The 18,720-nt window shown below is 47.0% G+C and carries 17 protein-coding genes; 11 read left to right on the top strand and 6 right to left on the bottom strand.

The features are described from left to right. Positions 1-68: 68 nt before the first annotated feature. The 11 genes from DK428_RS11650 to DK428_RS10025 all read left to right on the top strand — a co-directional run bounded on the left by DK428_RS11650 (position 69) and on the right by DK428_RS10025 (position 10,576). Positions 69-263 (top strand): DUF2116 family Zn-ribbon domain-containing protein, encoded by a 195-nt coding sequence (locus DK428_RS11650; protein WP_167391925.1) that lies wholly within the window; start codon positions 69-71, stop codon positions 261-263. After that, a complete protein-coding gene (locus tag DK428_RS10080; RefSeq protein WP_109092198.1) occupies positions 245-2,728 on the top strand; it encodes a primase-helicase family protein in 2,484 nt (827 codons plus the stop codon). Before DK428_RS11650 ends, DK428_RS10080 begins: the two co-directional genes overlap by 19 nt. Beyond that, positions 2,728-3,549: a RecB family exonuclease gene (locus DK428_RS10075; protein WP_244173079.1), complete on the top strand. Its 822-nt coding sequence runs from the start codon at positions 2,728-2,730 to the stop codon at positions 3,547-3,549. Before DK428_RS10080 ends, DK428_RS10075 begins: the two co-directional genes overlap by 1 nt. Positions 3,550-3,558: 9 nt before the next feature. Continuing rightward, positions 3,559-4,926 carry an SNF2-related protein gene (locus DK428_RS10070; RefSeq protein ID WP_109092196.1) on the top strand — a complete coding sequence of 456 codons (1,368 nt, stop codon included), beginning with the start codon at positions 3,559-3,561 and terminating at the stop codon, positions 4,924-4,926. 3 nt (positions 4,927-4,929) lie between these two features. After that, on the top strand, positions 4,930-5,274 hold the full coding sequence (locus DK428_RS10065; RefSeq protein WP_109092195.1) for a hypothetical protein: 345 nt from the start codon (positions 4,930-4,932) through the stop codon (positions 5,272-5,274). Continuing rightward, a complete protein-coding gene (locus tag DK428_RS10060; RefSeq protein ID WP_109092194.1) occupies positions 5,271-5,651 on the top strand; it encodes a hypothetical protein in 381 nt (126 codons plus the stop codon). The genes DK428_RS10065 and DK428_RS10060 overlap by 4 nt, the downstream gene beginning before the upstream one ends. Positions 5,652-5,751: 100 nt before the next feature. Beyond that, positions 5,752-6,450 (top strand): hypothetical protein, encoded by a 699-nt coding sequence (locus tag DK428_RS10055; protein ID WP_109092193.1) that lies wholly within the window; start codon positions 5,752-5,754, stop codon positions 6,448-6,450. Between the two features lie 441 nt (positions 6,451-6,891). Beyond that, positions 6,892-7,539 carry a helix-turn-helix domain-containing protein gene (locus DK428_RS10045; protein WP_109092191.1) on the top strand — a complete coding sequence of 216 codons (648 nt, stop codon included), beginning with the start codon at positions 6,892-6,894 and terminating at the stop codon, positions 7,537-7,539. A 404-nt stretch (positions 7,540-7,943) separates the two neighbouring features. Continuing rightward, positions 7,944-8,306, top strand: coding sequence for a hypothetical protein (locus DK428_RS10035; RefSeq protein ID WP_109092189.1), 363 nt, complete (start codon positions 7,944-7,946; stop codon positions 8,304-8,306). After that, entirely contained in the window at positions 8,303-9,193 is an 891-nt protein-coding gene (locus DK428_RS10030; RefSeq protein WP_109092188.1) for a hypothetical protein, read from the top strand. The genes DK428_RS10035 and DK428_RS10030 overlap by 4 nt, the downstream gene beginning before the upstream one ends. Positions 9,194-9,256: 63 nt before the next feature. Then, positions 9,257-10,576, top strand: coding sequence for an H-type lectin domain-containing protein (locus DK428_RS10025; protein ID WP_109092187.1), 1,320 nt, complete (start codon positions 9,257-9,259; stop codon positions 10,574-10,576). Here the strand turns inward: DK428_RS10025 and DK428_RS10020 are convergent. The 6 genes from DK428_RS10020 to DK428_RS09995 form a co-directional block, all read right to left on the bottom strand. Next, the gene (locus tag DK428_RS10020) at positions 10,558-11,757 is read right to left on the bottom strand and encodes a tyrosine-type recombinase/integrase (RefSeq protein WP_109092186.1); all 1,200 of its coding nucleotides are present in this window, start codon (positions 11,755-11,757) and stop codon (positions 10,558-10,560) included. The genes DK428_RS10025 and DK428_RS10020 overlap by 19 nt on opposite strands. A 200-nt stretch (positions 11,758-11,957) precedes the next feature. Next, positions 11,958-13,517, bottom strand: a complete 1,560-nt coding sequence (gene guaA, locus DK428_RS10015) for a glutamine-hydrolyzing GMP synthase (protein ID WP_109063822.1) — start codon at positions 13,515-13,517, stop codon at positions 11,958-11,960. A gap of 11 nt (positions 13,518-13,528) precedes the next feature. Continuing rightward, positions 13,529-14,497, bottom strand: a complete 969-nt coding sequence (locus tag DK428_RS10010) for a DUF2806 domain-containing protein (protein WP_109090015.1) — start codon at positions 14,495-14,497, stop codon at positions 13,529-13,531. A 128-nt stretch (positions 14,498-14,625) separates the two neighbouring features. After that, positions 14,626-15,495 (bottom strand): DMT family transporter, encoded by an 870-nt coding sequence (locus DK428_RS10005; protein WP_109063820.1) that lies wholly within the window; start codon positions 15,493-15,495, stop codon positions 14,626-14,628. A 258-nt stretch (positions 15,496-15,753) separates the two neighbouring features. Continuing rightward, entirely contained in the window at positions 15,754-17,112 is a 1,359-nt protein-coding gene (gene dcuC / locus DK428_RS10000; protein ID WP_083015837.1) for an anaerobic C4-dicarboxylate transporter DcuC, read from the bottom strand. Between the two features lie 173 nt (positions 17,113-17,285). Then, positions 17,286-18,659 carry a uracil-xanthine permease family protein gene (locus DK428_RS09995; protein ID WP_109063819.1) on the bottom strand — a complete coding sequence of 458 codons (1,374 nt, stop codon included), beginning with the start codon at positions 18,657-18,659 and terminating at the stop codon, positions 17,286-17,288. Positions 18,660-18,720 lie beyond the last annotated feature (61 nt).

Genomic DNA, 18,720 nt, shown 5'->3' with positions numbered 1-18,720 from the left:
TAATTTAAATTATAACCTAAAGAGTTATACTATATCTCTTTAGGTTCTACTTATACCCGGAGACCACTATGGACGACGTCGACATCGCTGAAAAACATTCAACATTTTTATTCGAAACCGCCCTAAATACACGCAAACGCGCTGGTGCGCTAAAACCGACAGGGTTCTGTCACTATTGCCATGAGCCAACGGACAAACTTTTCTGTTCCGAAGAATGCCGAGACGATTTTGATTGGGTACAAAAATGCAGATCACGTTCCTAAGCGCCAAAATACCGCTCCATAAGGTCTTCAAATCGAATGAAGTCACTTCTTACCCGCTGGCGAAAAACTTCACCAGTCACGTGGAAGAAGTCGACACCCTTGAAGATTACGCTAATAAACTGCGCGAACACGCAGCGCTTAATCACTGCCTCTACAAAGGCCCATTAAAATCGCCGTTGGTCAACGAATCCCGCGCCAATAAAACCGACACAATCGCTGAAACACGTGTCATGGTACTTGACGTGGACGGTTTACCTATCGGTGGCATGAGCTTAAAAGGTGAATACGGTGCCGAACGCCTGACCGCAGTCGCCAAAGAAGTCATCAAAGACATCCCAGAGCTTAGAGATACAGCGTTTGTAGCCTGTGCATCAAGCTCGTGCGGCATTGCTGACACCGCTCGTGTGCATCTACACTTTTTCTTAGACCAGGCTATTAGTCCTAAGTCACTGAAAGAGTACATCAAGCACTTAAACTTAAAGTATTTTGTCGACAAGCTCACTGTTACCGCACACGGTAAAGCACTTAAATGGCTAATTGACCCATGTTTAGCTGACAACAGTCGAATCATCTACATCGCGCCGCCGGCATTTGAGGGGGTTAAGAACCCGTTTACAGATAACAGCCAACGCGTCGTCGTCGTACCAGGGTTAAGACAACTCGCCTCTATCTCGGCTGAGGTGGCAAAGCTCGACTTAGAACAAAACGAGCAGTTACAACAGGCTATTATAACTAAATGCTATAAGGATAAGGGCCTCAAATACACTAGAGCGTCCTATTCGGTCATTAGTAACAACAAGGTCATTAACAACCCGTCACGCATGAGTATGCGTTACGCTTACCATAGTGATCGCTTTTGCTACTATAACGTAGGGCCGACCGGCGACAGTAATGCTTATTACGTACACCTATCCAACCCGACGATCGTCTACAACTTCAAAGGTGAAGACCCATTCCTCTTTGAGGCTGCTGACCCGGACACTTACGCCGAGCACCTTGAACGGTTCAAAGGACACACGCCGGCCAAAGAAGACAGAAATACTGAAAAACGCCCTATGGTGTTTCTAGAGGGTGCAACCAACTATCTACTAACTTTATATTCGCCGGAAGAAGACGCCATTATCATGGACGAAACTGCCACTGACAAAGGTAAAGCAGAGTTATGGTTTAACCATTACGGACGCACACTTCCGGAGCAAGTACCACCGGCAAAACTCCTATTCGACCCAACGACAACTAAGCCGTTTACCGAAGACCCGCTCACAGGGTACACACTGGTAAACACGTTCCGACCGACCGAGTATATGCGCAAACAATACGAGGCACCGGTCGAGGGTATCGAATACAACACAGCAACCATGTTGCAGTTCGTGTGCCCGACTATTTACAAGGTCATTTCGCACATGCTGGCATACGATGACCAAGTGATTTGTCACTTCTTAAACTGGTTTGCGTATATCTTTCAGACCCGCAAAAAGGCCCAGACCTGCTGGGTGTTACAAGGGACACAAGGCACAGGTAAAGGTATCTTCTACCGCACCGTGTGTCGCCCGCTCTGGGGCGAGAAGTACGCTTACGAGAAGCAACTCAGTAACTTTGAAGACGACAAGAACGGTTGGGAACGATACGCGCTACTGGTCTTGATTGACGAACTCAACATGAAAACATTGAGCAATCACAAGAAGACCGAGGCATCACTCAAGTCCTTAATCACCGACGATGAACGCACGCTCCGCGCTATGCGTAAAGAGCAGGAGCAGATTCGCTCGTACGCGTCCTTGATTATGTCAACTAACGATTTAAACGCGTTGACAATCCCGGACAATGACCGTCGGTTTAATGTCGCCCCTCGTCAAGAGATCATGCTCAAAGATGCGTTCCCGGAATTTATCTATGACCGTGAGAATGTAGATAAAGCACTTGAAAGCGAGATTGAAGCAATGGCGGCGTTCCTGCACAACTTCAAAGTCAATATTCCGCAGGCATTTATTGCGCTGAACAACGAAGCAAAACAAATGGCCCGTGAAGCAGGTAAAACGTCGAGTGAAGCGTTCTTTAGCGCAGTCCGTCGCGGCGACTTGGATTACTTCACCACAGTGCTAGAAGCTCGTGAGGTCGACCCGACCATGGCGAGTGTCGCCGCCCGTTGTCGGACGGTGGTGCTCAAATGGCTACACGACGCCAAATTCGAACGCCAAACGTTCGTCGAAAACGAGGAGTTACGTATTATGTACCACTTCGTTGAGGGCACGAGAGAGATGACCGCAAACAAGTTCGGTCGTCTGTTGTCAGCGAATGGGGTTGAGAGTAGGAGACAACCTTCCGGAGCCCGCGGTACCCGTGTCACTTGGTACATGCCAAAAGACCAAGTCGATGCCATTGTTAACAGTCTGCCAAACGAAGAAAAAACAAAAGTCGAGATGGCGACCCAAGTTATCCACCTCAATCAAGTAGGAGATAGATAGTGAAATTCACCCCGAACGGTAAAGTTGGCAAAGCGGTGGAGAAATCTACCGCCACTGAAACAGATACCAAGGTTTTTGTACCAAAACCTCACAAAAAGAAAGACGAGCTAGAGACCGACCTTATCCTCGGCCCGGTGCCAAGCTGGTCGTTCTCGAGTTTAAGTAAGTATGAGCAATGCCCGCGCTCGGTAGCATTCAGTCGCATCGATAAAATTTACGAACCGACATCACCAGCCGCTGCTCGTGGAACCGAAATCCATGACGTCGCAGAAAAATATGTTCGTGGCGAGATTCCAACGGACATCCCCGTTCCGCTTAACAAATTCACCCGCGGTTTCGAAGCCTTACGCGAGGCTTATACCGAGGGCAAGGTTACATGCGAGGAGAACTGGAAGTTCGACCCACACTGGTCAGTATTAGACCCTGACGAAAAAGTCTACTGGGCGATGTTCAAACTCGACTGTTTCTATACAGAAGGTGACGGCTCAGCGCTGATTATTGACTACAAAACAGGTAAGAAATTTGGCAACGAGCTCAAGCACGGTGAACAGGGTCTGGATTACGCTATTGCTGCATTCATGCGTTACCCCGAACTAGACTTTGTAAAAATTGAATTCTGGTACGTAGACAAAGGCGAAAAATTAATTCGTGAGTACACACGACAACAAGCACTCGCGTTCCGCCCGCAACTACATAAACGCGCGGTGATTATGACGACCGCAACCGAATTCCCGGCAACCCCGTCCGCTAACGCCTGTCGCTTCTGCTGGTACGGCAAAGAAGGGCATTGTAAAAACTATTTCGACGCCTCAAATATCTAGGAGAGTATTATGATTCCGGCCCCATTTGCCCACCAGAAAGCGGCTACCGAGTTCTGGCTTACCCATCCGCGGATGTGCAACTTCTCCGACCCGGGCACCGGCAAGACTCGAGCAACCCTCGACGCCATTGCTGCCCGCAACACGGGTAAACGTGCTTTAGTTGTAGCCCCGCTTTCAATCCTTGAAGCGTCGTGGGGCGCAGACATTAAAAAGTTCACGCCACAGCTAACTTATTCGGTTGCCGACGCCAAGAACCGTAAAAAAGCGTTCGCCGCTGACACTGACATCGTGCTGATTAACCATGACGGCGTCAAAGCCCTTGCCGATGACCTGGATCTCTTGAAAGATTTCGACACTCTTGTCATTGACGAATCTACTGCCTATAAACATCGCACAAGTACACGCTCAAAAGCGATGGCAGAACTCGCGAGCCGCTTCACCTATCGTGTAGTACTAACCGGGACACCGAACTCAAACACTGTAACCGACCTCTGGCATCAACTCTACCTCGTAGACGACGGTGAGCGCCTCGGGAAAAACTTCTTCGGCTTCCGTGCACATGTTTGTGAGCCTCGAATTCTGGCTGTGGGCGGGAAGCAGATTACAAAGTGGGTAGACAAAGAAAAAGCAACGGCGCTTTGCACTGCGATGACGGCAGACATCACGTTCCGCGTGAAATTCGAGGACGTAATTGAAATTCCACCGAATCATGTCCGGACTATCTACACTGAACTGCCGCAAAAAATCATGCAGCAGTACCGTGAATTCCAACGTGAATCCGTGCTCATGCTCGAGAGCGGCGCAATCAGTGCGATGAACGCCGGCGTACGCTTACGTAAATTACTCCAATTATTAACAGGTGCAGTGTATGACGAACAAGGCCAAGCACATGTCATCCATACCGAACGCTATAAACTGGTGCTCGACCTCGTCGAAGAAACCGACCATTGTGTTGTGGCGTTCAACTGGCGCCACGAGCGAATCGCGTTGACCGAAGAAGCAGCCAAACGAAAACTGGCGTTTGCTGTAATTGACGGTGAAACCCCCGCCCAGGAACGAGCAAAAATTGTCGATGACTTCCAGTCGGGCAAACTTCGAGTGGTATTTGCGCATCCACAATCGGCCGGCCATGGGCTGACATTGACCCGGGGTAACCGCACTATCTGGGCGTCACCGACATATAATGCTGAACACTACCAACAGTTCTGCCATCGTATTTATCGGGCGGGACAGACGCGCAAGACGGAGACTATCCGGATTGCTGCAACCAACACAGTCGAACTTGACGTCTACGACAAGCTCGGTGTGAAACTCGACGCGATGGACGAGTTATTATCCTACGCCGCATTAACTACTAACTTCAAAAAGGAAAACTAACTTATGGCAACTATCAACTTTAACTACGACCGCACCTTAAAAGCTATCCAAAAACTTAAACTACTTATCCAACGCCGAGCGGTGTATGCAGACGCCGCTAAAAGCGCCGAACAGGAAGCAGAGCTCAAAGCTAGACTTACCGAACTAGCCGAAGACCCGGAGGCTGTTGAAGGTATTGCAGACACCGCTCGCCAATTACAAGCGCTGCGCAAGAACCGCGAACAGCAAGCGGATAAATTAACTGAAATCGACGAAAACATCGGCAAATTGAAATATATCATCAGCAACGAGCTCGAAGCCGTTGAAGTCACTGAACGTGTAGCGCAGCCGGAGGATTTTGGACTATGAGCGAACCACAAACTTTAGAAACACTCATTACAGAATACCAACATATCCGTGCACAGCGCCAAGAGCTATCAAAAACTGATAAAGCCCTTAAAGAACAGCTAGACGAAATCGAACTGCAACTGATGGTCGCGCTCGATAAAACCGGTCTAGACAACGCCACTGTCCGCGGTGTCGGTCAGGTGATCAAGTCCCAAGAGATTGTACCGAATATCACTGACTGGGATGACTTCAATGCCTTCGCCCGTGACAATGACATGTTGTACCTATTCCAGCGCCGACTAAATGCAACCGCCTACCGTGAACTGCTCGCGCAAGGGGTCGAAGTCAGAGGGCTAGAGCCTACAACGGTGGCGAAAATCACTGTACGTAAGGCCTAAAAGTTGATTTTTAACTTGTTTTATAACCTATAAAGTTATAAAATGCACTACGTGGGTTTAGATAGAACCCACCATACATCATATAAAGGAAACATCTACCATGACTAAACAAACTCAAGCATCTGAATCTACCGCAGTAACAACTTTTAACCCGGCAGCCATGCTCGCTGCACAAGCAATTGCTGACGCGGGCTTAGGAAACGAAAATGTCGCTGCCGAAGACCAACTTATCCCACGCCTAGTACTGCTACAGGCGATGTCGCCGGAAGTCACACGCGGCAGTGAAAAGTATATCGAGGGTGCACAACCAGGCTTACTCATGAATACGCTTACCGAAGACTTCTTCGAAGCGGTGTACTGTGTTAACTTGCACTTCACTCGTGAATACACCGTATGGCGTAAACGCGACGCGGGCGGCGGTATGTTGGGGTCATTTGACACCGAAGAATTAGCACGCGAAGCATTAAAAGACCCGACTATCGACCCGAAACAATACGACATTCAAGAGACTCACAATCACTTGTTAGTGTTGTTGGACGAGAACGGAGAAATTAAAACCCCGGTCTTATGTCAGATGTCAGGCTCCAAGTTACGTGTCAGTCGTCAATGGAACTCCATGCCACAAATCCGTGAAGCTGCTCGTTTTGCTTCGGTGTGGACACTGTCCAGTAAACCGGCGAAAGCCCCGAACGGCGCGGTGTATTACAACTTCGACATTGAATTTGCCGGTAACGCGGGCGATGCGTTATACGCACAACTCAAGAAAGTGTACGAAGATTTTGGTCTTATGAAACAATGATAGAGTCTGAGTTCACGAGGGCGGTACATAAGCATTTACCGCCCGACATCTGGGCGTGGAAAATCTGCGATGAATACATGGGCGGAATTCCGGACGCGTATTATCGTAGTAAAGTTACAGGAAAAGCACTCTGGATAGAGTACAAGTACCTACAGAAACTCCCTGTAAAAGATTCTACGCTCATTGTACCCGCACTAAGTGGGCTACAAAAGAAACTGCTACAAGAGACCGTAGACTGTGGACAACAAGCCATGGTGATTGTAGGTTTCAAGAGCGCCGGGGCCATTTACACCTCACCGGAGGAATGGCTTAACGGGCTACCAAAACATGAATTTGAGCGGCGGCTGAAGTCGTACAAACAATTGGTAGAAGCTATAAAGGCTGTATTGTAAAAAAGTTTATGTCATAATCACCGTCGCTTATAACTACGGAGATTATTTTATGCAATATTCAAATACTTCCGGCATCCCGACAGGGACACCGGTTTACACGTCAGACCTTCATCGCAAAGTTGTTGAAGCCTTCAATAATTTCAAGCGGGAGACCGGCAACGGTCAGCAGTACGTAGCCGATAAGATGGGTATATCTCAGCCGGCACTATACAAGTACTTACGCGGAACACTAAAACTGAATCAATCATTCTTAGAGCGTTTCACGAAAGCCCTTGGCATCCGGCTAGATACCTTTGTTGTTGACACATACACCAGACAAAATTTACCGATAAAATACCTTTTGTCAGGCAAAGAAATTACTAAGGAAATCGAGATTATGGCTTTAAATGTGGTTGATTCGGTATTCGGCATCGAAGTTGACACACCAACATCTAAATTACGCCGCGGCGCGGTGCTCATGGTTGATAAAAACCTGAGTTGTTGCGACCTCGACAATGTCGTTTTAATGACGGACGAACGGATTATCTTCGGCGTCCTTGAGTACAAACCGGACATGTACGCTTCTTCGTGGGCAGTGCGTGAGGAAGTTGACGAGCATACTGCCCGTTATCACGAACTGAAAAGAGGCGACAAAGTCTATCACGTAATCGGTATCCACTTCTCACGAGTGGGGACAGAACGCAAGATGACACTATGACAGACAAAAAACTACTAAAACTTAACGATATTCGTAACATTTACAATATCTCCAAAACCTCCATCTGGCGTCTACGTAACCGGGAAAGTGACCCTTTCCCGGCTCCGCTGGAGACGACCTTTAAACATAACATCTGCTTATTCGACGCCAAGCAAGTCGATGACTGGTTCTCTCGTAACGTTCGTCAACGCGAGGTCGCTAGTGCAAGTGTACAATAATGCTGTCGCTGCCGTCGAGCAGCACTTCTTTGCCCTTGTCACAAATCCGTCGACAAAGCTCGCGGATTTCGATAACGCGCTTGCAGTACTAGAGCGCGCCCATAACTGGGCAGAGACAGCGCGCCGCGAATTTGTGAACCGGAATAATCTGAATAAACCCAAACCAAGCCAGAAAAGGGCTTACTAATGGCTGAACCTACCCACGGTATTTTCATCGACGGTAAAAGTGATAACTCAAACGTCGCAATGCTCGTTGACATTATCCCAACCCCACCAAACACAAAAGGTACCCATAAAATTACCCCGGTCGAAGGGCACAAACATTTCTGCACGTACTTAACCTCTGACACACAGTTCGGTCGTTCGGAATATCTCCGGGCGTCACACACGGGCACGTACCCGGACATTGTTATTGCAAGAGATAATATCGGCAGAAAAGACTCTGATGGATCCGCAACTGAGTTTATATGGGACACTGCCAAAGCGCCGTACCCGTGGCTTATAGATATGTCGGTTGTAGCAGTCCTCGTCTGGAGGGTAAAAGTATGACCTTCGGTATCTACTCAGACGCATTGCCACTGTTCCTAGGGGAAGAACAGTGTTTAATATTCCAACGACTTATTCGGTATGAGGAGATTACGAGGGCCTCTACGGGGCATAGCGAACTGAACCCTGCTCAACGTTACTATAAAGAAATCCGGCTCGGACCCGCACATAAATATCCGCTTGTTTTCACGGAGTGCGATTACAGTCCTAGTGTAGATAAACTAGCCGGGTGGAATGGAGGTGGGACCGGGATACCCGGGTCTATTGACATCGCGGATACGGTGTTCTACGCTAATCCAACTGATGCCCAAGTCTTCTTGCGGGACGGCTCGTGGTGGCTTTCGGTGCTAAAACCGGACGGAGCCACATCTTCCTTTTACTCGGCTAACTACTACGTATTCTACCGAATAAAAGACGCAGAGAAACTCCCGAATGCCGAGTACGGAATTGAAATAAGCTCAGCGTCAGGTCAAGTGCTCTATCGGAGTGACTGGGACGTCGTTCGACCGGTGCAGAGTATACAAGAACTACCCGAACAGAACCATGTAAACGCAGGTGGTTTTATGCCTCTATTCCAAGACCGGTATCACCCATACGACATCTGTGCTGAGAAGGGTAGGGGCCGCAACGTCGGAAAAGATAAACTAGTTTATCTCGGGTATCGCGGAAAATTTAAACATGAAGGCGGTCACGTAAACTCGTACACTCTACCGTTACCGATAATAAACGACGGATTTCTGTCGTTTAGCGCGGCATTTATATGCCCGATATATAACACTAATCTTGGTGATAGGCACGGCGACAATATGATAGTGTCAGGCGGGGCCAGAGAAATATATAATCCGATACCGATAGTGATTAATAAGCCGACTAATGTCGGTTGGATATAGTATATGCTATAATCCCTGCCACACGCCCCACGCCCTCTTTAAATCTTATGAGGGCATTCTCACATGAAACGGATCCGTATAACTCCAAAGCCGAAGGTTACTGTTACCGCAGAACCGACCCCGGAACTTGACCTAAATCAATTTAACAAGAAACAACTCAAAAACTACAACGATGCCAAGGGCGGTAAAGCGGGCACAGATTTCGCTTCTGTTGTCGCGACAGACATTACGGCTGTGAACAGCCGAATTGACGCTATACCGCAACCGGCAGACTTGTCAGGGTACGCGACGAAAAGTGAGTTACCCGACCTTAGCCTGTACGCCAAGAAATCCGAACTACCTAGAACACCTGACCTCAGCCTGTATGCCAAGAAATCTGAGCTCCCTCAGATGCCATCACTCTCGGGTCTTGCGACAGAGGATTTTGTTGCACAATCAGTAAAACGAGCGCTGGCAGGATACGTAAAAAACACCGAGTTACCGGCTCTACCTAACTTCTCGGAGTTTGCCTCACATGCCGCGGTCGGCGAATTACTAAAAGGTTACGTGAAAACGTCTCAACTACCGGCGCCGACAGACTTGTCAAATTACCCGACTAAATCTCAGGTCACGGAGCAGATAAACTCCGCGGTGGCTAGTATCTCGGGGCCGTCAGGTGGGGTAACAGAGACGAAAGTCAATGAGCTTGTCAGCACCGCACTCGGTGGATACGCAACAACAAACTATGTCAATAGCGCGATCGCCGGAATAAACTATCCGACAGTTGACCTCAGCCCGTATGCCAAGAAATCCGAGCTACCAAAAATCCCGGATTTGACCTTATATGCTAAAAAATCTGAGATTCCGCCTCCCGGCATAAATCGTGATGATTTAACGCGGGTAGAGGATTCAATCCGCCGCGAGTTAGTGATTTTACAAGGGCTGTACGCAGCAATTGACGACCCTCATGAACTAGCGAGAAAAGACGACTTATCTGTATTAAAGAGTCAGGTCGTCAACCAGATCCCAGGCGTTGCGGTTACCGCTGTCAAGCAAGACATAGGACTGAATCCCGATGGCCTAATGAAAACTATCGTAGATGCAGTCCTCGCAAAAATACCGTCGTCAGGAGGTGGCAGCTCACCATATAAGGAGTATGAGCATCGCAAGGTATTACGGTCATCACTCAAAGTAACCGGTGCGGGTAACAGCCAGGAGTGGCATGTCACGTTTAAGAAAACGTTCTCAGAGCCGCCGTTCGTTAACATCTGCCAGTTCCGCGACTCGCGTCTTGTGGCAGTAATGATGGTATATAACATTACCACGACCGGGTTCACGTTCTCGAGCAACTACGCCGGCGCTGACACTGAACTTGCGTACGAGGCTTACGTCCCAAATTCGTAAATCCAACCGTCGACCATGTCCGCCCACGCTTGGAGCATATCTCTGCGCTGGGCGGCGTACTCAGCCTTATTGTAAACTGCTCTTATGCCTCCGTTCTCGTGCGCGAGGCATTTTTCTATCCAATCCGAATTGTAGCCTGCTTCATGGAGTAGTGTTGACGCCGTTCGACGCAGGTCATGCACGGTGAAATCGTCCATTACCCGGCCATCCTTATTAATTTGCTCCAGTGTCTTGTAAATCACCCGGTTCAGTGAGCTATGGGCTATCGGCTTTTTCCGGTTCATCCGACCGGGGAGCAGGTACTCTGACCCCTCTGAGTACATCTGGAAGGCGACAACTATATCCATCGCTTGTCTGGAAAGATAGACGTTGTGCGCTCGTCCGGCTTTCATTCTCTCAGCGGGTATTGTCCACACCTGATTGTGGTAGTCGACCTCGTCCCACCGAGCGTTGACGATTTCACCTTTACGGACTAGTGTGTAGAGAATAAGCCGTAGTGCTTTACGTAGGGCAAAGTCCGATTGCATATTGTCGAGTGCACTGAAAAATATACCAATCTCACGCGGTGATAACGCCCGCTCACGTGGCTTAAATGTGGCAATCGAGCTTCCTGTAATTGTTTCGACCGGATTTGTCAGTCGATGCCCTTTGTTAATAGCGTACCGGTAGGTCGCATTCAACAACTCTCTCACGAGGAGCGCAGTCGATGGCGCGCCACGGTCTTTTATCTTCTCACATAACGCACGCACCTGTTGGGTTGTCACCTCCCCCATAAATCGTCCGCCAAGCGTCGGCCGAATCTCGCGGTCGAGAGTCGCCTGCCGTAAAGCACGAGTACTCCCCACAATGGGGGCGTTGTCGATATACTGCTGTACGAACTCAGTCACCGTACCAGGCCCTTTGAGCTGGGTTTTCTTTGCCTGTTTCTCGCTCGCCGGTGAGATGCCGTCGTTGACGAGTTTTCGTGCTGCCACCAATCGGTCTCGAGCCTCTGCCAGCGAGATGCCGTCCGGGCCATAGTGCCCGAACGTGACTGTCTCCCGTCGACCGTTGATTCGGTAATCGTAGCGGAACACAATCCGTCCGGTCGGTCGCACAACCGCATACAGTCCGTCGCGGTCAGTAACCTTATACATTTTCTCTTTTGGTTTAAGAGCCTTTAGTTTCGTGTCGGTTAGCATAATCTCTCCTTATACCGTCGCCAGGTGTCGGTACGGGGTGTTTTTACCCTCTATCTACAGCGTCGGTCCGTGGATTATACCGTCCATAAAGTAAAATAGCTAGAAACTGTGTGAATCTACCAGAAACAAATAACCCCTGAACTTGTCAGGGGTTATCGCTATTTTGGAATTATCTGAAACCAGTAGAAACCGCGGTATTACTATTCCCACTCAATCGTCGCAGGCGGTTTGCCACTAATGTCATAGACTACGCGGGAAATACCGTTTACTTCATTGATGATGCGGTTGGAGATTTTTCCCAACAGATCATAAGGCAAATGTGCCCAATGTGCGGTCATAAAATCAATCGTTTCTACGGCACGTAAGGAAATCACCCAGTCATATTTACGTCCGTCGCCCATCACGCCTACAGATTTCACCGGTAAGAATACACTGAAGGCTTGGCTGGTTTTGGCATACCAACCGCTGTTGCGTAATTCTTCGATAAAGATCGCATCGGCACGGCGTAATAAATCGCAGTATTCTTTTTTCACTTCACCGAGTACACGTACGCCTAAACCCGGGCCCGGGAATGGGTGGCGATTGATCATCTCAGCCGGTAAACCGAGCGCTAAGCCGATTTTGCGCACTTCATCTTTGAACAATTCACGCAACGGTTCGACTAAGCCAAGTTTCATATAATCAGGCAAGCCGCCTACGTTGTGGTGGGATTTAATGACATGGGCTTTGCCTGTTTTGCTGGCGGCAGATTCGATTACGTCAGGATAAATGGTGCCCTGTGCCAACCATTTCACTTTTGTCAGTTTTTTCGATTCATCATCGAATACATCCACGAACACTTTACCGATAATTTTACGTTTTGCTTCAGGATCGGATACGCCTGCAAGTTCACCTAAGAAACGGCTTTCAGCATCCACGCGGGTGATGTTCAAACCGAATTTGTCGCCAAACATTTCCATCACTTGATCGCCTTCGTGTAAGCGGAGTAAACCGTTATCCACAAATACGCAGTGTAAGTTTTTACCGATAGCACGATGTAATAATAAGGCTACCACAGAGGAATCCACGCCGCCGGATAAACCTAAAATGACTTCGTCATCGCCCACTTGCTCTTTAATACGGGCAACGGCGTCTTCAATAATGTTTTCGGCGGTCCATTTAGTTTCACAACCGCAAATATTCACCACGAAATTGGTTAATAATTCCAAGCCTTTTTTGGTGTGTGTGACTTCCGGGTGGAATTGCACGCCGTAGAAATGACGACTTTCATCAGACATTGCCGCAATCGGGCAGGTCGGCGTGGTGCCGGTGATTTGGAAATTTTGTGGTAAGCGGGTGACTTTATCGCCGTGGCTCATCCACACGTCCAATTTGCTGTCGCCATCATTTAAATGAGCGAAAAGTGCGGTCGGATTTTCCATTAAAACGGAAGCATAACCAAACTCACGATGATCTGAGGTTTCTGTTAAGCCGCCAAGCTGCATCGCCATGGTTTGCATACCGTAGCAAATGCCCAGCACAGGAACACCGGCATTAAAGACATATTCAGGCGCACGTGGGCTGTTTTCTTCCGTGGTACTTTCCGGACCGCCGGAAAGAATAATGCCTGTCGGGTTGAAATCACGGATTTGTTGTTCGGTGACATCCCACGCCCAAAGCTCACAATACACACCGATTTCACGTACACGGCGGGCGATAAGTTGGGTGTATTGGGAACCAAAGTCGAGGATGAGGATTTTATGGTTGTGAATGTTGGTCATGGTTTTCCCTGTTATGTAAAGTTTTTAGAAAATAAACTATCGGTGACAGTCTGATTTTCTAATCGGTATACGTTAATTGAAGTAATTTTTGATGATTTTTCTCTATCTATTTTATCTAATATGTCTCTATTTATCATTTTAGTTAAGTTAATAGAAAGGTTTTCGTCAATAGATATGGCTAGCTTGTATAACGTTTTTCCTATTATTGTAAGCTCTAGTAGTTCGAGGGATAAACCATCATTATTGTTATCGGTGAAGTCTTCAACATTTAATGTTATGCAGAAGTTATTATTTTGTTGGTAGAAAAAATGATAGTTATGGCTATCTTTTTTAAATCTCCAGATTTGGGTACCTAACCGTAATCCTGATTTAGGTATACTAGATATAACGCCAATATCATATAAAAATTCAATTGTTGACTGTTTATTTTCAAGTGGAATGAAATCTATTGCTAAGTATTTATCAAAAATAATATATTTCATTGTTTCATTAAATCTTCTAGCATCATCTGATGAAATCATTGATAGCGTATTTAATGCTCTGAGATTGATGGTGTTTGGTTTGTAAATTTCCTCAACTAAGATTCTAGCCCAAAATTCCTTTAGTGAATCTTCATCAATATATTGTGCTTGCTCTCTCCATTTATTGAAAAAAGTACGAGAAACCTCATCATCTGACGGTTCACCTTCTTTAAGTAAGGCTTCTCTTACTGCGTATTCTAAACATTGTTGGGCGTTATCTGATTTTACTTGCTCAAAATTAATAAGTTTGTTATTGACGTCTAAACAGGCTTTACCATCGAGAATCAATCGAGTATGTCTCTCTGTTTGTGCGTCTATTAATTTTTTAGTAGCTTCTGTCTTAGCAACCATTTTCCCAAAAACTAAATCAAATATTTTACTAACACTATTAGGTATACTTTTCACTAATGGTGTTAGGTCACATGTAATATTAATAGGACTTAAATTAAAATCACCCATAGTATTACCTATAAAAAGAATAGTTAATAATTTTTACTTTAGCACATAAAACCGTGGCGCATTCTACCATTTCCCCCATCTAACGTAAACGATTGCAACGTTTTGTGGCATAAAGTGCGGTCGTTTTTTTACTTGGTTTTTAACGATCCCAAATAAATTGCGGCTAAGGTTAAAAAGGCACCGAGCCATTGCCATGTGTTGATGGGTTTGTGTAATAAAAAGGCGTCGATGACGAGGGCGGCGACGGGTTCGGTGAGTAACAATAATCCTGTTAAGCTTAGGCTGAGTAGAGGGATGTTGTAGGCGATCATACCCCAAGCAATACATTGCATAACCACGCCATAAATCAGGATTAAGCCGATATCAGTGAGCGTGGTTGGGTAGAGGGAATCGGCATTAAAAATAAGCGCAGGAAGTATTAACGCTACGGCGCCGCTGAAGCTGATAAGCCACATTAATGGAAAAATAGAAATCGGTTCAATGCTGTGTGCTTGGCGGATGGCTGCCATGGAGGCGGTGAGACAGGCGCCGGAGAGTAGGCCGATGAAAATACCATAGCCTGCTTTGAAGTTATGTTGCAACTCGGGACTGGTAATAAGCAGAACGCCGATAGTGGCGATAAACAAACTTATCCGTTGCAATTTACTTTGCCGTTCTTGGAAAAACAACCAACCGATAAATGCCAGAAAGAAAATTTGCAGGCTGTTTAGCAAGGTGGAAATGCCCGGGCCGACGGCGTAAATACTCTCATGCCAAAAGGCTAAGTCAAACGCTAAAATCACACCGGAAGTAGCGGCCCAAAATATTGCTTTTGGTGCTTTGGGAATGGGCTTACGGTAAAGTTTCATTAATACCCAAAAAATCCCCGACGCGATAAGCAAACGCCAAAAAGCGATGGCGTAGGCACCAACGGGGACAAATTTTACGATAAGGCTGCCGAGTCCGAATAAAATACAGCCGATGACCAACAGGATGACGGCAAAGCGATTTGAGTACATAGCATTAATGAAAAAGGAATCGAGCGGGGATTATAACAAAAGTGCGGTGGTTTTTCGGCGCGTTTTTTAAAACGTTGCGGTATTATGTAGCAAATGCACAAAACGCTTGCTGAGCTTGTCGAAGCATTCGTTTTGTGTATCGGAGAAGCTGAAATGACTTACACTTTGACAAGCTCAGTGACCGTCATTTCAGCTTTGTGCAACTGCTACATAATTTCGAAACGCTGCGAAAACTCACCGCACTTTAAGTGCAGGCGATTAAGCCGCCGGAATGAGAAATTCGGTGGCGATAATCACACAAATGAAACCGACAGCCATTGGTACGGACATTCGTTTGACAATTTCAAATGGGGAAATTCTTGCCATACCGGATACGGCAACCACAACGCCGGACACCGGGGATAAGCCACGACCTAAGTTGGAGGCTTGTAACATTGGCACGGTTAAATAGGCCGGATTTGCGCCCATTTGGGTGGCAAGTTTTGGAATTAATTCGGCGAAGGCATAGAATGCCGCATTGCCCGAGCCGGTTGCCATGGTAGCTAAAATCGTAATCACCGCCAAGACTAACATCATAAACATTCCGCTACCACCGAAGGATTGGGCAGAATTAATCAGATTAGTGATAAAGCCAATGGTGCTTAAACTTTGTGCGAACACGCCGGCGGCAACCAATAACATCACCACGCCGGCAAAGGCATCTGCCATGCCGCGATAGGCAATCACTAAATTGTCGAAGGTTTTTTTCGCACTGAAATTACGTATGAAGTCGATGACTGCGGTGATCACAAAGCAAAGAATAATGACGGTGACGATGTGTAATTCAGGTAAGTTAAACCATTTACCGTCAAACAGGATTACACCGATGATAGGTAATAATGGCAAAATAGCGTAAAAGGTCGGTACATCGGTTCTGATTTCGGACATGTCGACCGGTTTTGCGTTCACTTTTTCTTTGCGATCCAAATAACGTTGCCAGAAGAAATGGGCGGTACCAATACCACAAATCGCTACAATGGACACCGGCAGGCTGGTGGAAAAGGCGAATTCGCTTAATGATTGTTTGGAAATCTCAGCGGACAACACTACATCGCCGGAGGTTGGCGATAAGATGATGGAAATCGGCGATGCACAAATGGCTGCCGCCGCACCACGAGAAATACCCATATTGACCATGACAGGGAATAAGGTTGCCATTAATAACACGCCCAAGCCTGTTGCAGAGGACACCGCAAAGGACATCAAACAGGCGAGAAAATACGCGAATACCATGAGAATGTAAGGGGAGCGGATATTTTTTAACGGCATGGAAACGATTTTTACCACCATGTCGTTGGCGCCTAAGTGGGTCATGTAGGCGGAGAAACCGCATAAGATCATGATCATTAAGCCTAACCCACCACTGCGGTTGGAAAGCAAATATTTCACATATTCAAGAATGTCGAAATAGGCTGAGCCGGTGCTTTTCACATTTTCCGGCAAAATGGAATGTCCCATTAACACAGAAATCAATAACAATACTAAACCGCCGAACATGAGCACGCCCGTCGCGGAATAGCCTTTCACGATATAGTAAGCGACCAGAATAATCGCCACTAACCCGATGATTAAATCCATAATATCTCCTTAGGTTTTAAATAAGTTACCGGAAGGGTGAATTTAGCGAAAAAATAAAGCGGTTGTAAACGGCTTTATGTGGAAAACTTGAAATAGATCATAGAAAAAGTGCGGTGATAAATCACAACGTTTTTTTAGATGCTTTTATCACCGCACTTTTATCGTACATTCGTTTATTTTTCGGTCAAATAAATACTTTTATCCTGTTTATCACGCGGCAGAATTAAATTTAACACCACTGCCGTAATTCCGCCTGCCGCAATGGCATTACGGAAGACTTCAGGCAACATTTTGAATACGTCCGGCTCAAAAGCGACACCTAAGCCTACGCCGACGGCCGTTGCGGCAATGACGGCTTCACGACGGTTGATGCCGTGAGTCATGATGATTCGTACACCGGCAATGGCAATGAGACCAAACATTAACACCATAGCGCCGCCGAGTACCGGGCTTGGAATGGTGGTGAAAGCGCGACCGACAATCGGGAATAAACCAAATAACACCAAAATAGCCGCGATAAATTTCCCTACATGGCGGGAAGCTACGCCCGTCATTTGAATCACGCCATTATTTTGGGCAAAGGTGGTAAGCGGTAGGGAACCTAACGCGGTGGCAATCACAGAAACTAATCCATCAGCAAAGACCCCGCCGCGTAAACGTTGACGGAATTCTTCGCCTTCATAAGGCTGACCGGAAACCATCGCCGTTGCGGTTAAGTCGCCAACGGCTTCGAAAACGCTTAATAAATAGATGATGGCCGCCACCCAAAAGGCTGACCAATCAAAAGCAAAACCATATTTAAACGGCATAGGGATGGTGAAAAAGTCCACGTCTTTTAACGGTGAAAAATCAACCATGCCTAAGGTTAATGCTACGATGTAGCCTGCAATGAGTCCTACGGCAATGCCGCTCATGCGTAAAAACGGGTTGCGCATACAGTTAAAAATGAGTACGACAACCAAGACTAAGGAGGCTAAGCCGATATTTTGCAACGAACCAAACGCGGCGGTGCCTTTGGCGCCAAAACCGCCACCGAAATCGGTGATGCCGATGTCAATCAGGCTTAAACCGATTAATAACACGACCACACCGCTGACGGTTGGGGTGATAACACGCTTTAAATAAGGTAGAACCCAAGCGGCAGCGCACACAAGAAACGCCCCGACAAAAGACACGCCAAGCAAGGTAGAAATCATGGTGTTTTCATCAATACCATTGTCTTTCATACTTAGCCCGACGGCGATCATTACGCTGACGAAAGAGAAGTTCACCGATTGAATGGAAAGCATACCGGAGCCAATAAAACCGAAACGATGCACTTGAATATAGGTGCCAATACCGGATGCTACCATGGCCATGGAGACCAAATAAGCGGTCATGTGGACCGGTAAACCAAGAGCACCACCGACGATAAGGGCAGGGGTGACCATGGGGACAAAAATCGCTAATAAATGCGTAATGGCACTGACTAGGGCATTAAGAAAGGGCGGTTTGTCTTCTAAACGATAGACTAAATCCGCTTCGGCAGTTTGTTGTTCATGTTCCATGTGAGGATCCTTAGAAAGGGAAAAAATTATGAGAGAATAATAAGGGCGGAATTTTAGTAGA

The organism is Aggregatibacter kilianii (assembly GCF_003130255.1).
Lineage (GTDB): Bacteria > Pseudomonadota > Gammaproteobacteria > Enterobacterales > Pasteurellaceae > Aggregatibacter > Aggregatibacter kilianii.
The sequence above is the reverse complement of the archived record's forward strand: the minus strand, read 5'-3'. Positions and strand labels throughout refer to the sequence as shown.